The 24,539-nt window shown below is 61.8% G+C and carries 24 protein-coding genes and 1 tRNA gene; 21 read left to right on the top strand and 4 right to left on the bottom strand.

Annotated features, from left to right (window positions below; genetic code table 11):
• Nucleotides 1-45: 45 nt before the first annotated feature.
• Nucleotides 46-2,160 carry a polyphosphate kinase 1 gene (gene ppk1 / locus NTU39_RS18030; protein WP_233326380.1) on the bottom strand — a complete coding sequence of 705 codons (2,115 nt, stop codon included), beginning with the start codon at nt 2,158-2,160 and terminating at the stop codon, nt 46-48.
• A gap of 152 nt (nt 2,161-2,312) precedes the next feature.
• On the opposite strand from ppk1, the gene ppx reads away from it, so the two are divergent.
• Nucleotides 2,313-3,851, top strand: a complete 1,539-nt coding sequence (ppx, locus tag NTU39_RS18025; protein ID WP_150663402.1) for an exopolyphosphatase — start codon at nt 2,313-2,315, stop codon at nt 3,849-3,851.
• 125 nt (nt 3,852-3,976) lie between these two features.
• Here ppx and NTU39_RS18020 read toward each other — a convergent pair whose 3' ends face one another.
• Both NTU39_RS18020 and NTU39_RS18015 read right to left on the bottom strand, forming a co-directional pair.
• On the bottom strand, nt 3,977-4,804 hold the full coding sequence (locus NTU39_RS18020; RefSeq protein WP_150578130.1) for a GNAT family N-acetyltransferase: 828 nt from the start codon (nt 4,802-4,804) through the stop codon (nt 3,977-3,979).
• A gap of 226 nt (nt 4,805-5,030) precedes the next feature.
• A complete protein-coding gene (locus NTU39_RS18015; RefSeq protein ID WP_039402684.1) occupies nt 5,031-5,507 on the bottom strand; it encodes a SixA phosphatase family protein in 477 nt (158 codons plus the stop codon).
• A 189-nt stretch (nt 5,508-5,696) separates the two neighbouring features.
• Between NTU39_RS18015 and NTU39_RS18010 the strand changes: the two genes are divergently transcribed.
• Nucleotides 5,697-5,773 (top strand) — tRNA-Pro (locus NTU39_RS18010).
• 118 nt (nt 5,774-5,891) lie between these two features.
• On the opposite strand, the gene NTU39_RS18005 is transcribed toward NTU39_RS18010, so the two are convergent.
• Nucleotides 5,892-6,638 carry a GntR family transcriptional regulator gene (locus NTU39_RS18005; RefSeq protein ID WP_174984386.1) on the bottom strand — a complete coding sequence of 249 codons (747 nt, stop codon included), beginning with the start codon at nt 6,636-6,638 and terminating at the stop codon, nt 5,892-5,894.
• A gap of 556 nt (nt 6,639-7,194) precedes the next feature.
• On the opposite strand from NTU39_RS18005, the gene NTU39_RS18000 reads away from it, so the two are divergent.
• The 19 genes from NTU39_RS18000 (at nt 7,195) to NTU39_RS17910 (ending at nt 24,515) form a co-directional block, all read left to right on the top strand.
• On the top strand, nt 7,195-8,226 hold the full coding sequence (locus tag NTU39_RS18000) for an ABC transporter substrate-binding protein (RefSeq protein ID WP_150663400.1): 1,032 nt from the start codon (nt 7,195-7,197) through the stop codon (nt 8,224-8,226).
• Nucleotides 8,223-9,038, top strand: coding sequence for an ABC transporter ATP-binding protein (locus NTU39_RS17995; RefSeq protein ID WP_257958200.1), 816 nt, complete (start codon nt 8,223-8,225; stop codon nt 9,036-9,038). The genes NTU39_RS18000 and NTU39_RS17995 overlap by 4 nt, the downstream gene beginning before the upstream one ends.
• Nucleotides 9,035-9,814: an ABC transporter permease gene (locus NTU39_RS17990; RefSeq protein WP_150663399.1), complete on the top strand. Its 780-nt coding sequence runs from the start codon at nt 9,035-9,037 to the stop codon at nt 9,812-9,814. Before NTU39_RS17995 ends, NTU39_RS17990 begins: the two co-directional genes overlap by 4 nt.
• A 46-nt stretch (nt 9,815-9,860) precedes the next feature.
• Entirely contained in the window at nt 9,861-10,283 is a 423-nt protein-coding gene (locus NTU39_RS17985) for a cupin domain-containing protein (protein ID WP_217426130.1), read from the top strand.
• The gene (locus tag NTU39_RS17980) at nt 10,273-11,346 is read left to right on the top strand and encodes an Ldh family oxidoreductase (RefSeq protein ID WP_257958199.1); all 1,074 of its coding nucleotides are present in this window, start codon (nt 10,273-10,275) and stop codon (nt 11,344-11,346) included. The genes NTU39_RS17985 and NTU39_RS17980 overlap by 11 nt, the downstream gene beginning before the upstream one ends.
• 84 nt (nt 11,347-11,430) lie before the next feature.
• Nucleotides 11,431-11,832, top strand: a complete 402-nt coding sequence (locus NTU39_RS17975) for a RidA family protein (protein ID WP_150663397.1) — start codon at nt 11,431-11,433, stop codon at nt 11,830-11,832.
• A 63-nt stretch (nt 11,833-11,895) separates the two neighbouring features.
• Nucleotides 11,896-12,804, top strand: a complete 909-nt coding sequence (locus tag NTU39_RS17970) for a fumarylacetoacetate hydrolase family protein (protein ID WP_150663396.1) — start codon at nt 11,896-11,898, stop codon at nt 12,802-12,804.
• A gap of 51 nt (nt 12,805-12,855) precedes the next feature.
• Nucleotides 12,856-13,770, top strand: coding sequence for a VOC family protein (locus NTU39_RS17965; RefSeq protein ID WP_257958198.1), 915 nt, complete (start codon nt 12,856-12,858; stop codon nt 13,768-13,770).
• 29 nt (nt 13,771-13,799) lie between these two features.
• A complete protein-coding gene (locus NTU39_RS17960; RefSeq protein WP_257958197.1) occupies nt 13,800-14,756 on the top strand; it encodes an amidohydrolase family protein in 957 nt (318 codons plus the stop codon).
• A 153-nt stretch (nt 14,757-14,909) separates the two neighbouring features.
• Nucleotides 14,910-16,436 (top strand): amidase, encoded by a 1,527-nt coding sequence (locus NTU39_RS17955; protein WP_308340578.1) that lies wholly within the window; start codon nt 14,910-14,912, stop codon nt 16,434-16,436.
• Between the two features lie 63 nt (nt 16,437-16,499).
• On the top strand, nt 16,500-17,837 hold the full coding sequence (locus NTU39_RS17950; protein WP_150663392.1) for an MFS transporter: 1,338 nt from the start codon (nt 16,500-16,502) through the stop codon (nt 17,835-17,837).
• A 130-nt stretch (nt 17,838-17,967) separates the two neighbouring features.
• Nucleotides 17,968-18,699: an iron-containing redox enzyme family protein gene (locus tag NTU39_RS17945; RefSeq protein ID WP_039397245.1), complete on the top strand. Its 732-nt coding sequence runs from the start codon at nt 17,968-17,970 to the stop codon at nt 18,697-18,699.
• Between the two features lie 83 nt (nt 18,700-18,782).
• Nucleotides 18,783-20,237, top strand: coding sequence for an aldehyde dehydrogenase family protein (locus NTU39_RS17940; protein ID WP_257958196.1), 1,455 nt, complete (start codon nt 18,783-18,785; stop codon nt 20,235-20,237).
• 44 nt (nt 20,238-20,281) lie between these two features.
• On the top strand, nt 20,282-20,761 hold the full coding sequence (locus NTU39_RS17935; protein WP_150663390.1) for a GlcG/HbpS family heme-binding protein: 480 nt from the start codon (nt 20,282-20,284) through the stop codon (nt 20,759-20,761).
• 14 nt (nt 20,762-20,775) lie between these two features.
• Nucleotides 20,776-21,804 (top strand): 2Fe-2S iron-sulfur cluster-binding protein, encoded by a 1,029-nt coding sequence (locus tag NTU39_RS17930; RefSeq protein WP_257958195.1) that lies wholly within the window; start codon nt 20,776-20,778, stop codon nt 21,802-21,804.
• 25 nt (nt 21,805-21,829) lie between these two features.
• Nucleotides 21,830-22,159 carry a 2Fe-2S iron-sulfur cluster-binding protein gene (locus NTU39_RS17925; RefSeq protein ID WP_257958194.1) on the top strand — a complete coding sequence of 110 codons (330 nt, stop codon included), beginning with the start codon at nt 21,830-21,832 and terminating at the stop codon, nt 22,157-22,159.
• Between the two features lie 341 nt (nt 22,160-22,500).
• Nucleotides 22,501-22,794 carry a 2Fe-2S iron-sulfur cluster-binding protein gene (locus tag NTU39_RS17920; RefSeq protein ID WP_150663534.1) on the top strand — a complete coding sequence of 98 codons (294 nt, stop codon included), beginning with the start codon at nt 22,501-22,503 and terminating at the stop codon, nt 22,792-22,794.
• Nucleotides 22,788-23,747 (top strand): alpha/beta hydrolase, encoded by a 960-nt coding sequence (locus NTU39_RS17915; protein ID WP_150663387.1) that lies wholly within the window; start codon nt 22,788-22,790, stop codon nt 23,745-23,747. Before NTU39_RS17920 ends, NTU39_RS17915 begins: the two co-directional genes overlap by 7 nt.
• Nucleotides 23,748-23,840: 93 nt before the next feature.
• Nucleotides 23,841-24,515, top strand: coding sequence for a GntR family transcriptional regulator (locus NTU39_RS17910; protein WP_150663386.1), 675 nt, complete (start codon nt 23,841-23,843; stop codon nt 24,513-24,515).
• Nucleotides 24,516-24,539: the final 24 nt, after the last annotated feature.

Below are 24,539 nucleotides of genomic sequence, written 5' to 3'. Positions count from 1 at the left end.
GCTTTTTCGGCCCCTTTTTCAATGGTGAGTGCAAAGCCCGTCGACTTAGTTACCCGTTTGCACGTGCTGTGCGATCTCCTGCATGAGCACCATCTGACTGTTGTACGGCGTCTTGCCCGCACGGCGGCGCAGGTAGCTGCCGTCTGGACGCATCAGCCACGACAGCACGTTGTCGCGCAGATGCACCATCAGCCCCTCGCGAATCACGCGGGCCTTCAGGCGCTTGTCGCGCACCGGGAACGCCACTTCCACGCGACGGAAGAAGTTGCGCTCCATCCAGTCGGCGCTGGACAGCATCACGTGCTCGTCGCCGTTCGCATAGAAGTAATAGATGCGATGGTGTTCGAGGAAGCGTCCGACAATTGAGCGTACGGTGATGTTTTCGGACAATCCCTTCACACCGGCGCGCAGCGAACACACGCCACGCACGATCAGGTCGATCTTCACGCCCGCACGAGACGCCTTGTACAGCTCGGCGATGATCGTCGGTTCCAGCAACGCGTTCATCTTCGCGATGATGCGTGCCTTCTTGCCTGCAGCGGCCGCTTCCGTCTCGCGGCGGATTGCTTCGAGCAGATGCGTGTGCATGGTGAACGGCGACTGCCAGAGGCCGTTCAGATGCGTCTGACGGCCGATGCCGGTCAGTTGCTGGAAAACGACGTGCACGTCGGCGCACAGCGCTTCGTCGGCCGTCATCAGGCCAAAGTCCGTGTACAAGCGTGCGGTACGTGGGTGATAGTTGCCTGTGCCGAGGTGGACGTAGCGCTTGAGGAACGTCTTCTTGCCCTGGCGCGTGCGACGCACCACGAGCAGCATCTTCGCGTGGCACTTGTGGCCGACCACGCCATAGACGACGTGCGCACCTACCGCTTCGAGCCGTGCGGCCCAGTTGATGTTTGTCTCTTCGTCGAAGCGCGCCAGCAGTTCCACGACGACCGTCACTTCCTTGCCGTTGCGGGCCGCTTCCATGAGGGCGTCCATCAGCGACGACTCGTTGCCGGTGCGATAGATCGTCTGCTTGATCGCCACCACGTCGGGATCGCGTGCGGCTTGCAGCAGCAATTCGAGCACGGGCTGGAAGCTGTCGTACGGATGGTGCAGCAGCAGATCGCCCTGATCGATGAGATCGAACATGGCAGGCGACGCGCTCATGCGCTTGGGCAGTGCAGGCACGAACGGCACGAACTTCAGGTCCGGGCGGTCGACCATCTCGGGCAGCGGCATCAGCCGCACGAGATTGACGGGGCCCTTCACGCGGTAGCAGTCCGAATCGGCGAGCCCGCATTCCGTCTGAAGACGGCGCACGAGGCGGGCAGGGGCGCCGGCATCGACTTCGAGGCGCACGGCGTCGCCGAGGTGGCGGGCCGGGAGTTCGCCCTGAAGCGCCGTGCGAAGGTTGGTGATTTCGTCTTCGTCGACGAACAGGTCGCTGTTACGCGTGACTCGGAACTGGTGGCAGCCCTTGGCGGTGAGGCCCGGAAACAGCTCGCTGGCAAAGCGCAGCATGAGCGAGCTGAGCAGCACGAAGCTGTTGGGCAGCGGAGCGAGCGCGGGCGGCATCGGTACGAGGCGGGGCAAGGCACGCGGGGCCTGGACGATGGCGAGTTCGGCGTCGCGGCCGAAAGCGTCCTTGCCTTCGAGTTCGACGGCGAAGTTCAGACTCTTATTCAGTACACGCGGGAACGGGTGGGCGGGGTCCAGCCCGATGGGCGTGAGCACCGGCACGAGTTCACGCATGAAGTAGTCGCGGGCCCATTCGACCTGCGCGTCGTTCCATTGGCCGGACGGGTGGAACGCGATGCCTTCGGCTTCGAGCAGCGGCAGGATGCTGTCGAACATGGCGTACTGCTTTTCGACGAGCGCTTGTGCCCGGGCGCAGACTTGCGTGTAAACTTGCTGAAAAGTCATGCCGTCCGGCGTGAGCATGCCCGGATTCTCGCGCATCTGCTCCTTCAGTCCGGCGACGCGGATTTCGAAGAATTCATCCAGATTGCTACTCACGATACAGACAAAGCGCAGGCGCTCGAGCAGTGGCGTGGCCGGATCGGCCGCCTGGGCAAGCACGCGTTCGTTAAACGCGAGAATGCCCAGCTCTCGGTTGAGCAGCGGGTAATTCATATTGAACGTGCGAAAGACATGGGATTGGCGTGAATTCTTCATCCGTATTGTTACAGTTATATGACATTCACATTTGTCAACGACGTGTCATATTCGATTTGTAACTTATTCGTCATTTATTTGTCGAGTGGCCGTCATGCTTTTAAAGTTAAGCATCGGACATTACGGCATTCTTCGCTCAGGCGCACCCTCACATGAGTACCCCATCGCCCTTGTTAGCGGCCGTCGATCTCGGCTCGAACAGTTTTCGCCTGATCATCGGTCGCGTGGAGGAGACTTCCGCCGGCACTCAGATCTATCAGGTCGATGCGCTGCGCGAACCGGTGCGACTCGCCGCTGGCCTGAACGCTGAGAAGTATCTCGATCATCCGTCGCAGCAACGCGGCTGGGACGTGCTCAAACGCTTCGGCGAGCGCCTGCGTGGTTTTCATCCTGACCAGGTGCGCGCGGTCGCGACGAACACGTTGCGCGTGGCCAAAAACGCGCAGGACTTTCTGGGCGAAGCGCAGCGGGCGCTTGGGTTCCCAATCGAAGTGATCGCCGGACGCGAAGAAGCGCGTCTGATTTACGCGGGCGCGGCGCATTCAGTGCCGACGTGCCCGGGCAATCGTCTTGTGGTGGATATTGGCGGCGGCTCGACGGAATTCATCATCGGCCAGGATTACGAACCGCTGATCATGGAGAGTCTTTATATCGGTTGTGTGAGCCACAGCCGTCAGTTCTTCCCTAGCGGCAACGTCGACGAGTATGCGATGAAGCAGGCCGAGCTGGCCGCGCGTCGCGAAATCCAGATCATTTCGTCGGCTTTCCGCGAAGCTGGCTGGTCGCAGGCCATCGGCTCTTCGGGTACGGCGCGGGCGCTGGCTGAGTTGCTCGAAGCCAATGGCTTCAACGACGGTGGTGTACATGGCCTCACGCGTGGCGGTCTTGAGCGGTTGAAACGCGCGCTCATCAAAGCGGAGAACGCCAACCGTCTCAAACTGGCGGGCCTCAAGCAGGATCGTATTCCGGTGCTGCCGGGCGGCCTGTCCATCATGCTGTCTGTCTTCAACGAACTCGAAGTCGACCATATGGAGACGACGGACGCCGCGCTGCGTCTGGGCGTGATGTACGACTTGCTGGGCCGTACGCAGCATCAGGACATGCGCGCTGTGACCGTCGAGCAGTTCGTGCGCCGTTACGGCGTGGACCGTGCGCAGGCGGAGCGAGTGGGGCGTCTGGCCGTGTCGCTGTACCGTCAGTTGCCGGTCGATTTCGATGTCGTCGATGACGCCTCCGATGACGCGCAGGACGACGGACGCGAGGAAGGCGAAGCGTTGCTCAATTGGGCGTCGTCGCTGCACGAGATGGGCCTGTCGATCTCGCACAGCGCCTATCACAAGCATTCGGCTTACATAGGCAGTAACGCCGACATGCCGGGTTTCTCGCGTCCGGATCAGGCGCGGCTCGCCGAGTTGCTGCTGGGGCATGTCGGCAAGCTGGGCAAGTTGGCGTCGCAAGCCCAGCAGGTCGACTGGCAGTTGCTGTTCTGCCTGCGGCTCGCGGTGCTGTTCTGTCGCCGCCGTACCGATGCGCTGCCGGAGAGTATCGATGTCGAACGCCTCGACGATGGTTTCCAGGTCTCCGTGCCGCGTGCATGGATCGAAGCCAATCCGCTGACCGATTACAGCCTGCAACGCGAGGCCCAGGAGTGGGAGAAGATCGGGATGCGTTACAAGGTGGTGTACGCCTGACGCCTGCGGTGCGCCCAGTTCAGGGCGCGTAGATGGCCACAAAAAAGCCCGGCTTTTGCCGGGCTTTTTGTTGTCCCTCAGGGTATTGAGCGGGGACGAAATACTTGGGGGGAGATCGGTGCCGGTCAGGCTTGTTGGAGTTTGCTGACGAGTTCCGGTCCGAGGAAGTGACGCGCGTAACGCGGGTTCATGTCGGACAGGCGGAACAGCGTGAGAAAGTCTGCGGTGTTGAAGTCAGGATCCCAGGCCGGTGCGCCGCAGATGCGGGCGCCAAGGCGCAGGTAGCCTTTGACGAGGGCGGGCGGCTCGACGTCGAGGGTCGATTGCAGCTCGTCCACCGGCAGCGCGATACGGGGTACGGCGTGGTACTCGGCCGGGGCCATCGAGGTGTCTTGCAGCTTGCGATAGAGGCTGGCGGCATAGTGACCACCGTCGGCCATCGGCACGCTGGCGCAGCCGAGCATGGTCTCGAGGCCGTTGCGCAGCATGTACTCGGCCAGACCGCTCCACAGGGCCATGATGACGGCGCCGTTGCGGTAGTCCGTGTGCACGCACGAGCGACCGGTTTCGAGCATCTTCGGGCGCAGATGATCCAGCCGCGAGAGATCGAACTCTCCTTCGGAGTACAGACGGCCGAGGCGTTTGGCTTGCGAGGGGGGCAATACGCGATAGGTGCCGACGACCTTGAGCGAATCCTGATCGCGCACGATCAGGTGGTCGCAATATTGGTCGTATTCGTCGACGTCGAGGCCTGCGGGACCCTTGACCGACGCGCCCATTTCTTCCGCGAAGACCTGATATCTCAGGTGCTGCGCTTCACGAAGCTCGCTTTCGTCGCGTGCCCACGCCACAGCCAGATTCGGTTTGACAGGCGTTTCAGGGCGAGGAAGACGCCTCCGCGACGTAGGGGTCAGCGAAGAGAGCGGCATAGTGGGGTTCGGCAGGTCGCGCATAAAAGCCCTTTTTGTGACGGTCGCGTTGCGACGTACTTTAAAAAGCATCAATGTCGATTCCGTGAACGGTAGGCGACAATTCTATGACAAAACGTCCGTTGTCATGAGTCAGATCCCTTATCGGGCGCCTTACATCGTCCGATTCACGGGCATTTCCGGGCATTGAGGGACGAGCGGGGGCGATTTTGTCGCCCGTCGATAAATGTCAGATCAAGCGTCAAATGAGTCAGATGAGATCGGGATTGACCACGGCGCGCACGACGACCTGGCTCTCGTCTTCACGGCGACGGGAGGCGAGCCACCAGATGCCGCCTTTCTTGATTGTCCAGTAGGCTTCCTGGCCGCTCAGCAGGAGTGCGGCGAGCTGGCCGAGGGCGGGTTGATGGCCGACGAGCACGATGGTCTGCGCGGTGCCGGGCCAGTCGATGGCACCGAGCAGCGTGACGGCGTTTGCGCCGGGCGCGAGGTCGCGCACGATGCGCGGGGTAGGTGAGAGTGCCTGAGCGGTCTGGACGGCGCGTACAGCCGGGCTGGTGAGGATGAGGGCGTCGTCGGGCAGGCGAGGGCGGAGCCACTGGGCGGCCTTTTCGGCTTGTTTGCGGCCTCGGTCGGTGAGTTCGCGGGCGAGATCGGCTTGTGCGCTGAGCGCGAGGGAGGCGGGCAGGTTTTCGGCGTCGGCGTGACGCCAGAGAATCAGGTTCATCGACACGGGTTCTGACATGGTGAACCTCCCACTATGGCGGGTTTTCGTGGCGGCCGCGTGACTGTCATCGGCGCGATGATTGCGTAATGATTGTGCAGCTGAAATCGGGAAAATGCTCAGAAGACGCCGGAAACTTGCGCGACGATTTGACGCGGCGCAAGAAAGCCTCTAGAATTCGTCCTCTTTCGTCGGAGCGTAGCGCAGCCTGGTAGCGCATCTGATTTGGGATCAGAGGGTCGTAGGTTCGAATCCTATCGCTCCGACCAGCAGGACAGAAGGAATAAGGGGTTAGCTTCGGCTAACCCCTTTTCTTTTGGTGACACGTCGCGTCATCGCGATGCCATCCCTCAGCGTCGCATCCGGAATCAGGCGCGGCGTACCGGCTTACTCCGCAATCGGATGCAACGGCAGCGGTTCGCTAAACGACGTAGGGGCGACGCGCCGACGACGAAGCGACGCCAGGTGAGCCCCCATCGCGCTGGCGGCCGCCTGGGCGTCGCCAGTTGCAATGGCATCGAGTACTGCCGAGTGCTCGTCCTGTGTATGCGCGAGATCGCCCGGGGCGAGCAAGCGAAGCTTCCAAAGCCGCGCAGATCGCTCGTGCAGCGAACGCATGATTTCCGTCAACGCACTGTTCCCGGCCGCTTCGGCAATGATCGCGTGGAAATCGTGATCGATTTGCATGAATCTGTCGCGGTCGTCCGCACGACTCAATTCGCGCGACGCTTCGATCAGCTCCCGCATCCGGCTCAACTGCGCCTCTGTACGCCGCTGCGCAGCCAATGCCGCAACATTGGCTTCCACTGCCCATCTCGCTTCGAGCAAATCCAGTATCTCGTCCATCGACTCGCGGCGTATCTGAAGCCCCTTGCGCGGAATGATGTCGATCAGTCCTTCAAGCTTCAACCGCTGGATTGCGTGATGCACGGGCGAGCGGCTGAAACCGATCAGCTCGCAAATCATCAGTTCGTTAAAAAACTGGCCGGGACCGAACTCCAGCGAAAGAATGCGTCGCTTGATCTCGACGTACGCCTGCTCGGCGAGCGACGCGCCCTTAGCGATACGTCGAAGTGGCGACGACGTCGGGGCTGCGTTCGGTGTTTCGAGATCGATAGGACTCGGTTTGGGCATTTCTGACGGTATCTCCTTCCTCAACTTCTGCATCTTATGCATCTTCTGCATCCTCACGCGACTTCATGCCACCTGGGCGTGCATCGTGGGGTGCGGGTGTGGGGGACTCATCGCTGAGCATCGTCGGCGGCGCAACGCGAGACAGAACGTGCGCCAGACGGATGTCGGTGCCCGCGCGTCGAATCGGGGCAAGATGGTGAGCACAAACAGCAATCCCCCGCATCAACCACCACGAGCCGTGCGGATGGCCACGATGGGCATCGCATTCTACCCGAGCACCAACGTGCGCCCGACCCGATAACGCCCCGTAGACGGCCGCCGCCATACAGCGACGCATCACCAGCTCGGTGAAAAAACGATGCCACCGCGGCCACTTCAGCGCATCCATCAACAGGCTCCGATCGGAATATTTTTTCACTTGCGAATCTGTAACATATCACACAGTATGTCACAAACTATATTACGCCTCATGAACAAATACAACTTCGCGCGGTGAGGGCTCGGCGGGAAGTTGGCTTGACCGCGTCATCCATGGATTTCTACTTAGGGGTCGGAAATGGCAACGAACAGCAAGCGTCGGCAGGTCGTAAAAAGTCTCGGTGCTGTCGCCGCAGGGTGGGCTACCGGCGGGTGGCAGATGGCCGGGGCGCAAGACCGGAGTCAGGGCGAGCTGACGTTGTCGCTCGATTTCACCGCGCTGGGCCGTCACACACCGTGGTATGTCGCGTTGGGAAAGGGTTACTTCAAGCAGGCCGGACTGAACGTCAAGATCGTGCCGGGGCAGGGCACTGCGCAAGCCATCCAGGCACTTGAGTCCGGTATCGCGCAGTTCGCGTTTTCGGATGTGGTGTCGCTTGCGCTGGCGAGAGGGCGCGGCGCAAGCAGCGCGAAGTTCGTCGCGATGAACTATCAGAGTGCTCCCTACGCGGTCTTCTCGCTCGCGCAAGGGGCGAACGTCACCAAGCCCGAGCAACTCAACGGGCTGGAAATCGCCAGCGGCGCGGGAAGCTTCTCGCCCAAGGTCATTCAGGGCTTCATGAAGCAGCACCGGCTGGATCCGGGCTCCGTCAAGTTCGTCAACGTCGATGGTGCAGCGCGCGTGGGCATGCTGCTCAGCAAGAAGGTGCCCTCCATCGAAAACTTCATCTTTACGCAAGTCGGGTTGGAAAAGGTGCTCCCCGGCGGGCAACTGAGCACATTGCTGCTCGCCGATCACGGGCTCGAACTGTACGCGAACGGTTTGCTGGTCAAGGATGACATGATCAAGTCCCGGCCCGACACTGTACGTGCCTTCGTCAAGGCGGCCATGCAAGGCTGGCGTGACACGATTGCGGATCCGCAAGCAGCCAGCGAGATCATGGCGAACTACGTGCCGGGTATCAATCGCGAAGTCGTCGTCGGCGAGATCAAGCTGCTGAGCGCGCTCGCACAGAGTGCCGATACGCGTCGGTTCGGCATGGGATGGATCGACGCGGGCCGCATGCAGCGAAGCGTCGATTTCATCGCGCAGAACATCGGCATCCCGGGCGCACCGCTTTCTGCGGCGTCGCTGTTCACGACCGACTTCCTGCCCAAGGGGGCAGCATGAACGCGCGGCTCGACATGACCGGCATGGGCGGCATTACGTCAAACGAAGCCGTTTTTGCCTCCATCGAAGACGTCAGCAAGATCTATCCGCCGCGCGGCAAGAACGGCGAGACGGTCGCGCTCGAAGCGGTGAGCTGCGCGTTCGACGCCGGACAACTGGTTTCGCTGCTTGGGCCAAGCGGCTGCGGAAAGACGACGTTACTGCGGATCGTGGCCGGATTGACCAAGTCCACGACGGGCGTGGTCAAGATCCATGGAAAAGCGATCAGCGGCCCACAGCGTGACTTCGGCTTCGTGTTCCAGAGCGCCAATCTCATGCCCTGGCGCAACGTGCTGGCCAACGTGATGTTCCCGATGGAGATCCTTGGGAAAGCCGACAAAGCCGCCAAGACCCGGGCACACGAACTGCTTACGCTGGTCGGCCTGGAGGCCTTCACCAGCGCTCGCCCGCACGAGCTTTCCGGGGGCATGCAGCAACGGGTGGCGTTGTGTCGCGCGTTGATCCATGCGCCGCGGCTGCTATTGATGGATGAGCCGTTCGGCGCGCTGGACGATTTCACACGTATGGAGATGCACGATCTACTGTTGTCTGTTCGCGAACACACGCGGGCTGCCGTCATGTTCGTCACGCACAGCATTTCCGAAGCGGTCTATCTGTCCGACGAAGTCCTCGTATTCAGCAAGCGTCCGGCAAAAATCGCGGAACGCATCGCCATCGACTTCCCTTATCCCAGAACGCAGGCACTCCGGTTCACGCCGAAATTTACGGCCTACGAACATCAGGCCAGCACTGCACTCGGAGTCGTGAAATGAAGACACTGAACCTTCGCGTGATCGGGTATCCCGCGTTCGGCATCGTGCTGCTGCTGGTCATCTGGCAGATGTATGTGGTGATGTTCCATGTCCCTATTGCGGTGCTTCCGACGCCTACTCAGATCGCACAGTCATTTGTCGACGACCGGGCGGCGCTGCTGTCGCAAGGGTGGGTCACGCTCCTGGAATGCGTCTATGGCTTTGCTCTGGCGTTCATCGTCGGCGTTCCTATCGCTTTTGCCATTGCGAATTCGCCGATATTGAACCGGATGTTCTATCCGCTCCTCATCGCGATGCAGTCGGTGCCTAAGGTGGCGCTCGCACCTATCGTGCTGGTCTGGCTGGGCACGGGCATCGAATCGAAGCTGGCACTGGTGTGGCTGGTCGCGTTCTTTCCGATTGTCGTGGATACCGCCACAGGGCTACGAACCACGCCGGTCAATCTCATCGAACTGGCCACGTCGCTGAGAGCGACACGCATGCAGATCTTTCTCAAGATTCAAATGCCTGCCGCGCTTCCACACGTGATCTCCGGTGCAAAAATCGCCGTGACGCTCGCGGTGATCGGCGCGGTGATCGGCGAGTTTGTGGGCAGTACCGAAGGTCTCGGCAACCTGCTGCTGGTCGCCAATTCACAACTGAATACGCCACTCGCTTTTGCCGCACTGATTTCGTTGGCTTTGCTCGGGCTGCTGCTTTATCTGGCGATTGCCGCCATCGAATTCGCGCTTCGTCCGTGGTTGCCGCATACGGCAGAGATGGCGGGAGCGATCTGAGCGCACGTGCTTTTGTGAATGTCGACACATAACGGGAGTCAATTTCATGAGCGGTAACGATAAGCAGACAACGACGGCCGGTGCGCCGATGCCTTCGATGGCCGAGATACTGCTGCACAGCGAAAAGATGCCCTGGCGGGAAAAATCGCTTGCCGGTGTGGCGGAGAAAATGTTCTGGCGCGACGACGAAACCGGTGCGTCGATCGCGCTGATCAAGTTTTCGAAGGGCGCAGGCATTCCTGCCCCGCATTCCCACGCGTCCAATCAGTTCATGTACTGCCTGAGCGGCAAGTACGAATACACGTCCACCGGCGTCACGCTGTTGCCGGGAAGCTTCTATTGCAACCCGAAGGGCAATGTTCACGGCCCGACGATTGCGCATGAGGAGACCGTCGTTGTCGAGATCTACGACGGTCCGCACTATCCGCAGAAGCCCGACTGGTACACGGATGAACGCGATGCTCACTGACAACTCGTCGGTCCGTTTGCCGACCGACACACTACGTGAACTGGTCGTGAGTCTTCTGGTTGCCGAAGGCGTCTCGATGGCGGTGGCGACGTCGGTGGCCGACCCGCTGATTGCCGCCGATCTGGGGGGGAAAGCGTCGCACGGGGTCATGCTGTTGCCCATGTACATCGAGCGGATTCGCGCTGGCTCCGTCAGTAAGGCTGAGTTCGCGCAGGTCGCTCATGACGCCAAGGCCGTCGTCGTACTCGATGCGGAAAACGTGCTCGGCCAGGTGAGCGCGAAGCAGGCCATCACGCTCGCCATCGAAAGAGCCCGACGCTACGGGCTGGCGATGGTCACCGTACGAAACGCATTCCATTTCGGCGAAGCTGGATTCTGGGCGAGAAAAATAGCCGATGCGGGGTGCGTCGGCATTGCGATGGCGAACACCCGCCCGTTGATGCCAGCCCCCGGTGGAGCGGAACGGGTTCTCGGCAACAACCCGTTGGCGATTGCGATGCCGCACGCCGACGACATTCCCGTAGAGCTCGATATGGCCATGAGCGCAAGCGCGATGGGCAAGATCCGGCTCGCGCAGGCGGCGGGGCAGGAGATTCCCGAGGGCTGGGCCGTCGACGCGCACGGCATGCCTACTCGGGACGCAGCAAAGGCCATTGCAGGAATGCTGCTGCCAGCAGCGGGGCCGAAGGGCTTCGGCATGGCTTTCATGATCGATCTGCTATGCGGCGGCCTGTCGGACGGCGGTGTCGCCGACGAGGTGCGGCCGCTCTACGGTGCCAACGCTACGCCGTACAACAGCGCGCAGGCATTTCTCGCAATCGATGCCTCGCAATTCGGTTTGCAGCGGCCGCTCGAACAGCGCGCATCCGAATTGGCCGCCAAGGTCCGCACGTCGACCCCCGCGGCCGGTACGGAACGGCTTTACAGCCCGGGGGAGATCAGTTGGCAAGTCGCTCAGGCAAACGGGCAGACATGCCCGGTCGCCGTCGACGTAGCACGACAGCTTGCCGGGCTGGCGAGCGTCGCGGGTGTTCAAGCGCCAGCGGCATGGGCAGATATCTGAAGCAACTCACCGCCTCATCAGGCTAACGACAGCAGGCTAACGACAGCAGGCTAACGACAGCAGGCTAACAACAGGACTTTCATCATGGCGAAAGAGCAAATCAGCACCGACGCACTGCGCACGCCCAACGGGCACTTTTCGCAGGCGACCACCATCGAGGCGAAGGGCAAGCTCGTGTTCATTTCCGGGATGACCGCTCGACGTCCCGACGGCACGATCGCCGGTGTTGGCGACATCGAAGCGCAGACCCGTCAGGTCTGCGAGAACATCAAGAGTGCTGTCACGGCCGCTGGCGGCACGCTTGCGGATGTTTGTCGCGTCGACGTCTACGTGCGCAACATGGAGCACTTCGAGGCCATCCACAAGGTACGACGCGAGTATTTCCATCCGCCGCTGCCCGCTTCCACGATGGTCGAGGTGACCAAGATGGTCTCGCCCGACTATCTCATCGAGATCAACGCCATCGCCGTCTTGCCGCAGGCCTGACGTCTGACGTCTGAAGTCTGAGACATCGCATCGATAGATCGTGACTACCCACTGAGGAGCATCATGGCTTTCGCAACGCTGCAATACAACGGTGAGAAGCGCATCGCCGTCAGAAAAGATGACGAATGGATCATCCTGCCCGCGTCGATGGGCGATATGGTGGCGCTGATCGGCGGTGGAAAGGAGGCACTGGCGCAGGCCCGACGCTACGCGACGTCGCCCGATGCCCCTCGGGTGGCGGTTAGCGAAGCGCGTCTGCTCGCGCCGATTCAGCGCTTTTATCGCGACGTACTTTGTACCGGTTGGAACTACTGGGACCACTTCGAAGAGGGCAAGGGAAAGCGGGAAGGGCAGGATGTTCCCCCGCCTACCGCCCCCACGTTTTTCACCAAGGGGCCGGATACCGTGATCGGGCCGGTCGATGACATTGCGTACGACGCGTCGCTGTCCGCCAAGTGGGACTATGAAGCCGAGATGGCGGTCATTATCGGCAAGACCGGACGGAGCATTCCGGTGGAGGACGCGATGGAGTATGTGTGGGGCTATTGCCTGGCCAACGACATCTCCCAGCGCGATCTCCAGCGACGTCACGGCGGGCAATGGCTGAAGGGAAAGAGTATCGACGCAACCATGCCGCTGGGGCCGTGGATCGTGCCCGCGGACGAAATCGATCCCGCAAACGTCCAGCTTGAGTGCGTCGTCAACGGCACGGTGCTTCAGTCGGCGAGCACGCGACTCATGGCGTTCTCGATCCCCGAACTGATCGCAGAATTGTCGTTTGGCATGACGTTACGTGCCGGTGACGTGTTGCTCACGGGAACGCCCAGCGGCGTTGGCAATGCGCGCGAGCCGCAAGTATTTCTCCATGAAGGTGACGAGGTGATCGTACGTGGAAGCGGCCTCGGAGAACTCAGAAATCGGATGGCGCGCGTTGATCTGCACGGCAAATCCGGCATCCGGATCGGTGTCTGATACCGAATTTCCCTATCGAGGTGCCTTATGACAACGTCTGCTGTAGAGGGTTTGAACGGCTTCGGCATGACCGTACCCGATCTGGACGTCGCACAACGCTTTTACGCAACGTTCGGATTGGATGTGCGTCGCTCAGATGATGGCCGGGCGCTGCTGTGTAACTCACCGGGTCGATCCAGCAACGAAATCGTGCTGATGCAAGGCGAGAAGAAGCGACTGCATCACCTGTCCTTTCGTATCGCGCCGACGTCGGTGGCGGACATGACTCAGTGCATCGAGGCCGCCGGAATCAAGGTCTATCCCTGCGCCCCGGACGGATGGCAGCGCGAGGGGCTCTGGTTCGAGGATCCGTGGGGCACATGGATTCATCTGAATCCTGAGACCGCCGATGCATTGCCGCGCGTCGAGGTCCCGACCTTCAATTTCGGTGGTGCTGCCGATCGTGTCGACATCAATTTGTGGCAAACCCTTGAGAAAGACAGACCGCCATTACGAATCGGGCACCTGCTTATCTTTACATCGGAATGGGCGCGTGCCGAGCGGTTCTACTCGGACGTACTGGGCTTGCGAACGACGGACCGCGCCGCTGGCAAGGTTGCGTTCATGGCGGCGGGTCAGGGCGTCATCGATCATCATTGTTTCGGGTTGATCAATAGCTCCCACCGGGGCTTCCAGCACGCGAGCTTCCAGGTGCCGAGCTTCGACGACATCGGCTACGGGGCGTGGCGAATGCGCGAAGCAGGATACGGTGACGGCTTCGGTCCCGGGCGGCACGCGATCGCTTCCAATCTGTTTCACTACGTGCGCGATCCGTGGGGGAGCTGGGTGGAGTTCTACGCGGACATGGACAAGATCACCGACCGGTGGCTTTGCCGTGACTGGAGCGATTTGCCTTACACATGGGGGCCGCGCTGGTCGCCGGAGTTTTGGGGCAAGGAAATGAACGCAAATCTCGAACCCAGTTGATGGGTAGACGCAGTGAGTTCGGAGTCGACATGGAAACCACACGCATTGCGCTGGATGTTCACGCGCATCTGGCCCCGATCGACGAGGCCCGGCTGTCCACGATGGCGAATGTTCAATGGGACAGCGCAGCACGACGGCTCACGCTCGACGGTCACACGATCGGGCTGAGTGCCTTGTTTTCGCCCGAAGCGCTGATCGAGTGGATGGATCAACAAGGCGTCGCGCAAGCATGGGTGTCGATACCGCCACCGATGTATCGACAATCGCTGGATCGGGCTGCGTCGTCGGTGTGGTGCGCGTATGTCAACGATGGGTTGCGAAGGGTTTGTGAGCGCTTCCCATCGCGTCTGTCTGCGCTGCTGCATCTGCCGCTCGAACACCCCGAGCTCGCGGCTCGGCTGGTGCTGGAAAACAAAGAAACGTTTCGCTACGCGGCGGCTGCAGGGGGATACGATGGCACGCTCTCAGACGCCGCATACGAGCCCCTCTGGGCGGCGTTGAATGCGCAATCCGCTTTTCTATTCCTTCACCCGGGGCAGTGCTGCGACACTCGCCTGAGCAAGTTCTACCTGGAGAATCTGATGGGTAATCCGGTAGAGACGACTGTCGCGGCGTCGCACCTTGCTTTCGGGGGCGTGGCGGTCCGGCATCCGGAAATTCGCTTTTGTCTTGCGCATGGCGGTGGCGCCACCGCCGTGCTTGCCGGTCGATACGAGCGCGGCTATCGAACCTCCCGACCGGGCGTCGATGTGACGCTTCCTTCTCCGCGTGGCATCTTCTCCCGCTTCTACGTCGATTGCATTACGCACGATGACGTCGCGTTGGCGCTGAGTGAGTCCGTCTTCGGTTCGGAAAATGTCGTGTTCGGCTCCGACTGGCCGTTCCCGATGGGATTGCTCAAGCCGCACGACGACTTGTCCGGACTCGACGAGTCGCGTCGACATGCCATCCTGACGCGCAACGCGTCGGCCTTGCTCAAGGCGTAACGCGCCATCTAACGACCGGGTGAAGTACCCGGTCACTCCCTCAAGCGCCTGCCACTCGGCAGGCTACTCCGCACAAACCCTGATCCCCCAGTCCCTTGACAGTCGTAATTTGTCGGCAGATGGTATACAGAATACTGAAATACGTACCCCATCATGACAAACTTCACGATTGACGCTTTCGATCATCCCCCGGGAGCGACGCTGGCTGAACCCGTAGCAAGGCCAGTCAGTATAGGTTTCCCCTCGCACCACGCCTCAGTAGGGGCCGTACAAGCGGCGCTCCTTCGCGGCGAAGTGACTTCCGTCGAACTTGTGCAAGCCTGCGAAAGCGTCTGGCGTGAAGCCAACCCCCGGCTCAATGCGGTTGTAGTGAGCGATTTCGAGCGAGCGTACCTGACCGCTCGGGAGTGCGATGCGCAGCGACGGGAAGGACTTGCGCGAGGGCCGTTGCACGGGGTGCCGTTCACCATCAAAGAATCGTTCGATGTGCTCGGCTGGCCCACGACCGTGGGGGATCCCGCGTTCGCAGACAACATGGCCACGCGACATGCCACCGTCGTACAGCGTCTGCTCGATGCGGGTGCCATCCTGCTTGGCAAGACCAATGTGCCGCTTTGGTTGCGCGACTGGCAGAGCTACAACGCGGTGTACGGCACCACGCGCAATCCGCACGATCTGTCGCGCACTCCCGGAGGCTCGTCGGGCGGGAGCGCGGCCGCCGTCTGTTCGGGGATGGCGTTCTTCGACGTCGGTTCCGACATCGGCTCCTCAATCCGCAATCCCGCGCACTACTGCGGGATCTTTTCGCATAAGAGCACGCATGGCCTCATACCGCTCGACGGTCACGGGTTGCCCGGCGGTGTGACCTTTCCCGACATCAATGTGGCCGGGCCACTCGCGCGCAGCGCATCCGACCTACGTCATGTGCTGAGCGCGCTTGCTGGCCCGTCGGTCGATGCAGCCTGCGCGGTACGCATCGAGCTTCCGCCTTGTGACGTCGACGACTTGCGTCAGGTTCGTTTCGGCATTCTCCCAAATCATGCCGTTGCCGAGGTCGATGCCACCGTCGAGCAATGCCTCGTGGATCTGGGCAAGACGCTTGAGCGTGAAGGCGCTCAGGTCGTCTGGAACGCGCGTCCGGCACTCGATGCGGCCGAACTCTTGCGGGTGTACACGCTACTCCTGCGTGCAGCGACTTGCGGTTATTTGTCCGACGAGGCTTACGCATCCGCACAGACGGCGGCGCGCGAAGTCGCGCACGACGATATGCGCTACGCCTCGCTCCAACACACCGGCGCGGTGCTGAGCCATCGCGACTGGCTGCGTCTGCAACCGCTGCGTGAGGGGTATGCCGCCGCGTGGCGCGCGTTGTTCGAGCAGGTGGACGTTCTGCTCTGTCCGGTGGCCGCGACGCCAGCATTTCCCTTGAACGAAGCCGGTGCGCCGTGGCAACGCACCCTCGACGTGAACGGTCGCGCGCAGCCGCTCACCACTCAGCTTTTCTGGGCAGGCCATTCAGGCCTGTGCGGTTTGCCCTCGACGGTTGCGCCGGCCGGGCGCACCGCGCAGGGCCTGCCTGTCGGCGTACAAATCGTGGCACCGCTGTACCACGACTTGCGCGCCATCCGAGTCGCCGAACTGCTTGAAGCGGCCGGCTACGCTTTTGTTCCACCCGCCTGAGGCACCACCCTTTTCATTACCGACGATCCCACAGAACCAAGACAACTCAAGGAGGACACCACCATGTCCTGGCTCAGCTCACTATCGAGAAACGAGAAGCGTGCCTTTGCAGGTACGTTCATCGGCCATACGGTCGACGTCTACGACTTCATGATTTATTCCTTCCTCATTCCGGTGTTGCTCACCACCTGGAATATGAGCAAGGCGACGGCAGGCAGCATCGTCACTTACACACTGATCGCCTCGCTCGTCGGCGCGATCGGCGCGGGCCTGCTTGCAGATCGCTACGGCCGGGTGAAGATTCTACGATGGACTATCGCGCTCTTTGCGCTGGCATGCTTCGCGTGCGGGCTGGCCAACTCGCCTACGCAACTGGCCGTGCTGCGCATCATTCAGGGGTTGGGCTTCGGCGGTGAGTCGTCGCTGTGCATGGTGCTGGTCATGGAGACGATCCGTAATCCGGCGCATCGCGGTAAGTTCTCGGGATTCACGGCCAGCAGCTATTCGTTTGGCTGGGCGCTGGCGGCGCTGGCTTACAGCGCGATTTTCAACTGGCTGCCGCCGGAATGGGCGTGGCGCGTGTGCTTGTTCATCGGCGTGGCACCCGCATTGCTGGTGTTCTGGCTGCGACGCAATCTCGAAGAGCCGGAAGCTTTCACGCGCACGCTGGCCGAGCGCAGTCAGACGAGCCCTTTGACGACGATTCGCGGCGTGTTCAAGGGCCGACTCGCAGCCCGTACGCTGTGGTGCAGTCTGCTCTCCGGCGGCATGCTCGGCTCGTATTACGCCATCGCAACGTGGATGCCCACGTGGCTCAAGACCGAGCGTGGCCTCTCGGTCACAGGCACCGGATTGTGGCTGGCCATCACCATTACCGGATCCATCGTGGGCTATGTCGTGGGCGCATGGTGCACCGACAAGCTGGGCAGACGACCGACGTACATTCTGTTCGCGATCGGGGCCTTCGCGATGAGCATTGCGTACATGCTGATCCCCGCGCCTATGCCGGTCATGATGGTGCTGGGTTTCCTGATGGGCGTGCTGATGCAGGGGACGTTTGCCGGGGTCGCTGCCACCATCTCCGAGACGTATCCGCATGAGATTCGGGCGACGGGCTACGGCGTGGCCTATAACGCCGGGCGTGTGATCGGCTCCGTGTTTCCGTTCATGGCGGGCTGGCTTGCCAGCGGTCACACCACGCTGACGCTCGCGATCCCTGTCGTGGCGGCTGTCGGTTACGGACTTGTCGTCATCGCGGCGATCATGCTGCCCGAGACCAACGGCATTGCGCTCGACGCCATCGAACCCGTCGGCAATGGCAACGCATCTGCAGTACCCGCTGCACACATCGGCACCCATGCCGCGCCGCAGGCCGCCGCTGCTGGCCGTTCGGCCGACTGACCTTCCCGAAAAGACTACTGACTCACTCGTTTCGTCGTATTGGCATTTTTTGCAAAACAGTATACCGTATACAAAAATCATCCGATCCAGCGCTTAGGGATCGTTCACCTGGCAATCAAAGGAGTTGGACATGGCAGAGCTGATGGACCGCGAAACCTTCCGCGCGGCACTCGAAGAGGCAATCAAGGGCAAGAGCGCGAACAAGGCGCCGTTTAGCGTGGCGTGGGCGAGCGGCAAGCTCTCTCGCGCGCATCTCGCCCGCTGGGCCGAGAACCATTACCACTACGTCGGGCCGTTTGCCGACTATCTCGGCTACCTGTATGCGCGTACGCCGGATCACATGACCGAAGCGAAGGACTTCCTGCTTGCGAACATGTACGAGGAAGAGATCGGTGGCGATCGTCACACCGATCTGCTGATCCGCTTCGCCGAGGCCTGCGGCACGACGCGTGAGCGCGTGGTCGATCCGGACAATATGTCGCCCACGACGCGCGGACTGCAAAGCTGGTGCTACGCCGTGGCCATGCGCGAAGACCCGGTGGTCGCGGTGGCCGGGCTGGTGGTGGGGCTTGAGTCGCAAGTCCCGTCGATCTATCGCAAGCAGACGCCTACGCTGCGCGACACCTATAAGTTCACCGACGAAGAAGTCGAGTTCTTCGATCTGCACATCGTGTCCGACGAGATCCACGGCGAGCGCGGTTACCAGATCGTGCTGGAGAACGCGAACACGCCGGAGCTTCAGGCGCGCTGCCTGAAGATTTGCGAGATCGGTGCGCAAATGCGCCTGCTGTATACCACGGCGCTTTACTACGACTACGTGGAGAAGGAATTGCCGCTGCCTGAGCTTGGGCTGGCGGCCTGACTGACGTAGCGCCGCGTTCCTGTGCCGCGCATGGCAGGCAGGGGAGCGCGGCCCCTCGGCTTCTTTGCAGGACTGTTGCAGTGATGACAACTGTGCCCACGTTCTTCAACTACATCGACGGCGAATGGTGCGCGAGCCAGACCGGACGCACCTTCGAGAATCGTAACCCAGCCGACACACGCGATGTCGTCGGCGTCTTTCAGGCATCCGGCGAAGCGGACGCGACAGCGGCGGTTCAGGCAGCCGCCTCGGCATTCGGTGCATGGAAGCGTGCCGCACCCGGCGTGCGCGCCAAAGTCTTGCTGAGCGCTGCTGCCTATCTGGAGCGTCACGCAGAGCGATTCGGCGATGAGCTTGCCCGCGAGGAGGGCAAGCAGAAATCGCTCGCCAAGGACGAGTTTCTGCGCGCGTCCCAGACCTTGCGTTACTACGCCATCGAAGCCCAATCGTTCGGTGGCGAGACCTTCCCGAACGACGACGCAGACATGGCGGTGTATACCGTTCGCGAACCGCTCGGCGTCGTGACCGTCATTTCCCCGTGGAATTTCCCCGTCTCGATTCCGGCGCGCAAGATTGCGCCCGCCTTGATCTGCGGAAACACGGTTGTATTCAAGCCCGCCACCGATGCGCCCTTGAGTGGCCTGCGGCTGGTCGAGGCGTTCGTCGAAGCGGGCATCCCGCGCGGCGTGCTGAATTTCGTTACTGGCAGCGCCAGCGCCGTCGGACCGGTGCTTGTCGGTGCCAGGGAGATTCGTGCGATTTCCTTCACGGGCTCGACGTCGGCGGGTGAGCAGATTCACCGCGCGGCATCGATGTCGACGCGCACGCAAATGGAACTCGGCGGCAAGAACGCGCTGATCGTGCTGGATGCCCGCGACATTGACCGCGCTGTCGATCTCACGGTAAAGGGCGGATTCTCGCTAACGGGGCAGGCATGCACAGGCACAAGTCGTGTGCTGGTGGCCCGCGAGATTCGTGCGGCGTTCGTCGAAAAACTGGTAGCGCGAACGGTGGCACTCAAGATCGGTCCGGGGCTCGAGGCGGGCAACGATATCGGGCCGCTCGCCACCGAGGGGCAGCTTCGGACGGTACTTGAGTACGTCGAAATTGGCCGTGGCGAAGCCAAACTGGTTTGCGGTGGCACACAGCTCGTGGACGGTGCCTATGCGCACGGCTACTTCGTGACACCCGCGATCTTCACCGATGTGCCTCGCGACGCGCGCATCGCTCGTGAAGAAATCTTCGGACCAGTGATCGCCGTCATCGATGTCGATGGCTATGAGGATGCCATTGCGGTGGCCAACGACAGCGGCTACGGGCTGGCCGCTTCGCTCGTCACGCAGGACGCGCGCCTCATGCATCGCTTCGTCGACGACATCGAAGTCGGCACCGTCAAGATCAATCGCACGACGACCGGCAATCTGATCAACGCTCCGTTCGGCGGCCTCAAGCGGTCGAGCACGGCGACGTTCCGCGAATCGGGGCGCGACGGACTCGACTTCTATTTGCAGGTCAAGACGATCTATCGCGGCGTCTGACGCCGACCGCATACGTCCGATCAACACAGGATTCTCACTTCGACATGAAACCTTTCTTCAAACTTGAACTGGCCGAAGCGCGTCACATGATTGCCGCAGCCATCGCGCGCTCGCACGAAATCGGCGTACTCGAATCGATTTGCGTCGTAGACGAAGGCGGCTTTCCACTCGCGCTCGAACGGATGGACGGCGGCCGTATCACTGGCCCGCAGATTGCTTGGAACAAGGCGTTCACCGCTGCCGGACACAAGCGCTCGACGCATTTGTTCACCACGCCGCCGAACGGTCCTGCACTGCCGGGCAACGAGGCATTCGGCATTCAGTGGAGTTTCGAAGGCCGGTTTGCTGCGTTCGTCGGTGGCTTCCCCATCGTGGTCGATGGTCAGGTCGTGGGCGGCATCGGCTTGTCCGGGGGGAACGGCGAGCAGGACACGCAGGCGGGGCTGGCGGGCCTCGCCGCGCTGCAATCGTTGCTGGGTGCCAGCGCTCGCGAAGTGCTGGTGCAGGCTGACATCAAACTCTGACGGCGAGGAAAATCGTGGCCCATCGAATCACCTGGATCGAAGCGCAGTGCAGCTTCGATGCATCGCCCGACGAGACCGTGCTGTCGGCGGCGCACCGGGCGGGCGTCGTGCTGCCGTCGGAATGTGAGTTCGGCGGCTGCGGGACATGTCGTGTGACGTTGCGCGAAGGACACGTGCAATACGAAGAGATGCCCCTCGCGTTGTCGCAGGAGGAGGCCGATGCGGGCTTCGCGTTGCTCTGTCAGGCACGTGCCTGTTCCGATCTCGTGGTGAGTACCGAACGAGTGCTGGATGCTCCGGCGGCACAGCGCCGTCAGGCGAAGGTGCTGCGCGTCGAACCCCTGAGCGGTGACGTCACGCGTCTCGTGCTGACGTTTGACGATGGGCAGCCCTTCGCGTTTCGTCCGGGGCAATACCTGAACGTACTGCTGGGTGACCTCGGCGTACGCAGTTTCTCGATGGCGTCGCGAGCGACGTTGGCGGACGATCCCGCGCTGGCGGAGTTCCACATCCGGCGTATCGACGGTGGCCATTTCACGCATCGGCGACTCGGCACGCTGCGCGCCGGCGAGACGCTGGACATCGAAGCGCCGCTCGGTGCTTTTGGCTATCACGCGGACGATTATCGTCCGATCGTGATGGTCGCGACCGGCACGGGCATCGCGCCGCTTCGCAGCATGCTGTCCGAAATGCTGGCCGAGGGCGATACGCCACCCATCACGTTGTATTGGGGCGCACGCACTGCCGACGCCCTGTATCTGCACGAAGAACTCGAAGCGCTCGCTGCGACGCACGAGGACTTCCGTTATGTGCCGGTGCTCTCGCGTGCGGACGCAGGCTGGCAGGGCGTGCGGGGCTACGTGCAAGACGCGGTGCTTTCCGATCAGCCCGATCTGTCGGGGCACGCCATCTATCTGTGTGGTTCGCCGGTGATGATCGCCGACGCGACCCGATCGTTCGTCGCGAACGGGGCGAGCGTACGGTACTTGTACGCCGACAGCTTCACCTTTCACCACGCGCCGCCGGTCGATGCGGCCGCGTGAAACATCGGATCTGACAGGGGGCTTCATGCCAATCGTCGTATTTCACAAGAACGGGCAGACCTTTCAGGAAGAGGTGAAGCCGAACGCCAATCTCGTGGTGCGCGCGGGGATCAAGCAGTTCCCGTATCCGCATCTGCGCTACGAATGCGGGATGGGCAAGTGTGCACGGTGTGCCTGCCGGGTGCTGGCGGGCGGCGAGCATTTGCCCGCCCCTAACTGGAAAGAGAAGAAGCAACTGGGCGAGCGGTTGTCCGAGGGCTACAGGCTCGTGTGCCAGTTGTGGATCGAGCACGATATCGAACTGGAGCAAGGGGCCGAGGTCGCCGTTACCGCTCCGGAAGTCTGCGCGAAGTAGAAGCAATAGGCGCAGAAGCAGCGCCATCGCGACAAGGAGTTCGCATGTTCATTGTATTGACGAGTCGCCCGGGCCAATACCGCAGCGAGCCGACACCCGGCATCACCGCGCTGGAAACGCACGACTATTTTTACGGAAAACGCCATGTCGCGGCCTTCGTGGTCGCCAGACTCGACACGCCGACGCGCGTGCGCATCGTCGACGAGGCGGGTGGTGACGCCAACCTCGTGCCGACAAAATTCTTCGAGCAGTTCGAGAGCGTTCCCGACGCGCTCGCGTCACTACAGTCTTTAGTCGGTGGCGATCCTGCGGCCGCGCGGCTGGCCCGGCGCGACGACACCGTGCGCGCCGCGACGACGGTTCAGATCACCTTCTTGACGAATGGCGGCAAGACCGTCGAGGCCCCGCCGAACAGCAATCTGTTGAGGGTTTCGCTGCGGGAGAAGGGCGGTATACCGTTCAAGTGTGGTGGTGGGCTGTGCGGCACCTGTCGATGCAAGGTCGAAGCGGGCATCGCGCATACCGACGCAGTCAAGGCCAAAGAGCGCCGTCATCTGACGGACGAAGCGATCGCAGAAGGCTACCGGATGGCCTGCCAGACGTTCGTCAACGGCGATGTGAGCGTGTCATGGTGAATGCGGACAACGTCGCCATGGAGCCGTTCGGCGCATTGCCGCAGGCGCAGCGCCAGCAGCTGCGGGAGATCGGCCCGCGCTGGAATGACGATATCGTCGGCAATCGCAAGATCGTGATCGATTGCTACACGCCGGTCGTCGCGGCCGCACCGAAGAGCCCGCATGTGACGCGCGATCTGCCGTATGGCACGCACGCGCGTCAGGTACTCGATGTGTTTAGCCCTGTGCGCAAATCGAGCGATTCGCCCGACGCCCTTCACGATGCCGTGATTTTCGTTCACGGCGGGGCGTTTGTACGCGGCAGCAAGAGCGTGAACGGCGAGATTTACGACAACGTTTGCCACTGGTTCGCGAGGCAGGGCGTTGTGGCCGTCAACGTGGAATATCGATTGGCCGACGTTGCGCCGTGGCCTGGCGGGACGGACGATGTCGCCGATGCCGTCCTGTGGGTGCACGAACACGCCCGGGAGTGGGGCATCGATCCGCAGAGGATTATCCTGGTCGGGCATTCCGCCGGGGGCACCCATGCGGCAAGCAGCCTGTTCGATCCTGCGCACGCACGAGGTGACGACATGCGCGGGATCGTCGCGGGACTGGTGCTTATTAGCGCGAGACTCTTTGCAGATACCGATCCCCGAAATCCGAACGCCAGACCGGTGCAGACGTATTTCGGTCCCGATGAAACGACGTATACCGAGCGCTCACCGCTCACGCATGCCACCCGAAGTGTCGTGCCGACCATGATTGCGGTCGCCGAGTACGAGAATCGGTTTCTCGACGATTACGGCGCTGAGTTCTTCCTGCGTTTGCTGCGGCATCGGGGGGCGCCGCCGCGCTTCGTGCAGGCACGCGGGCACAACCACACGTCCATCGTGGCGCATTTCAATTCCGGCGAGGACTGGCTCGGGCGGGAAATGCTTGCATTCATGGCTTCGATTCCGGACCGAGGCTGAGAGATGCCGCCCCCAAATTCATATTGTGTACAGTCTACGAAATGCCGCGCGCTGCTAGAATTGCGCCATTGGCGGTTAGGGGAGACTGGAAATATGGTGCGGGGAGCCAAGGCGGCAAATGGGCGCGTGCCGATCATGCATCAGCAATTGTCTGATCTGGTGTTCGATCGTCTGCGTGAGTCGATCACCAAGGGCGAATACAAGCCTGGCGACCGGCTCGTCGAAGGACGGATCGCCGAGGAGCTGGATGTCTCACGCGTCCCGGTGCGGGAGGCCCTGCGGGCGCTGGCCGTCGAAGGGCTGGTCGAGGTGCGCCCAAGGCATGGAGCGGTGGTGGCTTCGATCGATCCGGCATCGACACGAGAACTCGTGCAGATTCGCGCCACGCTTGAAGGCCTCAACGCCCGGCTGGCCGCAGAGCGCCGTTCGCCGGAGCTTGTCCAGCGAATCGAGGCCGTCCTGCAGGAAGGCAATGCAAAGGTCGCCGCGGGTGAAACCTCCGGGCTGCTGGAGCTGAACGCGCGCTTTCACGATCTTTTGTACGCGGCTGGTGCTAACGCAATGCTGGCCGATCTGATGCGCTCGCTACGTGATCGGACGCGTATTGTCTTCGTCAAAACCGATGACGAGGAAGTTCGCGTTACGTGGGAAGAGCACGCCGCGATATTGCGCGCCGTGCAAACGGGCGACGCCGCCTTCGCGGCGTTGCTTGCCGAGCGCCACGTCACGCGCGCGGCACAATACTATCTCGACAATCTTCCGAAATGAGTGCAGTCGCGCCGCGTTACGACA

The organism is Pandoraea commovens, from assembly GCF_024704525.1.
GTDB lineage: Bacteria > Pseudomonadota > Gammaproteobacteria > Burkholderiales > Burkholderiaceae > Pandoraea > Pandoraea commovens.
Note: the sequence above shows the minus strand (reverse complement) of the source record. Positions and strands in the feature narration are given on the sequence as shown.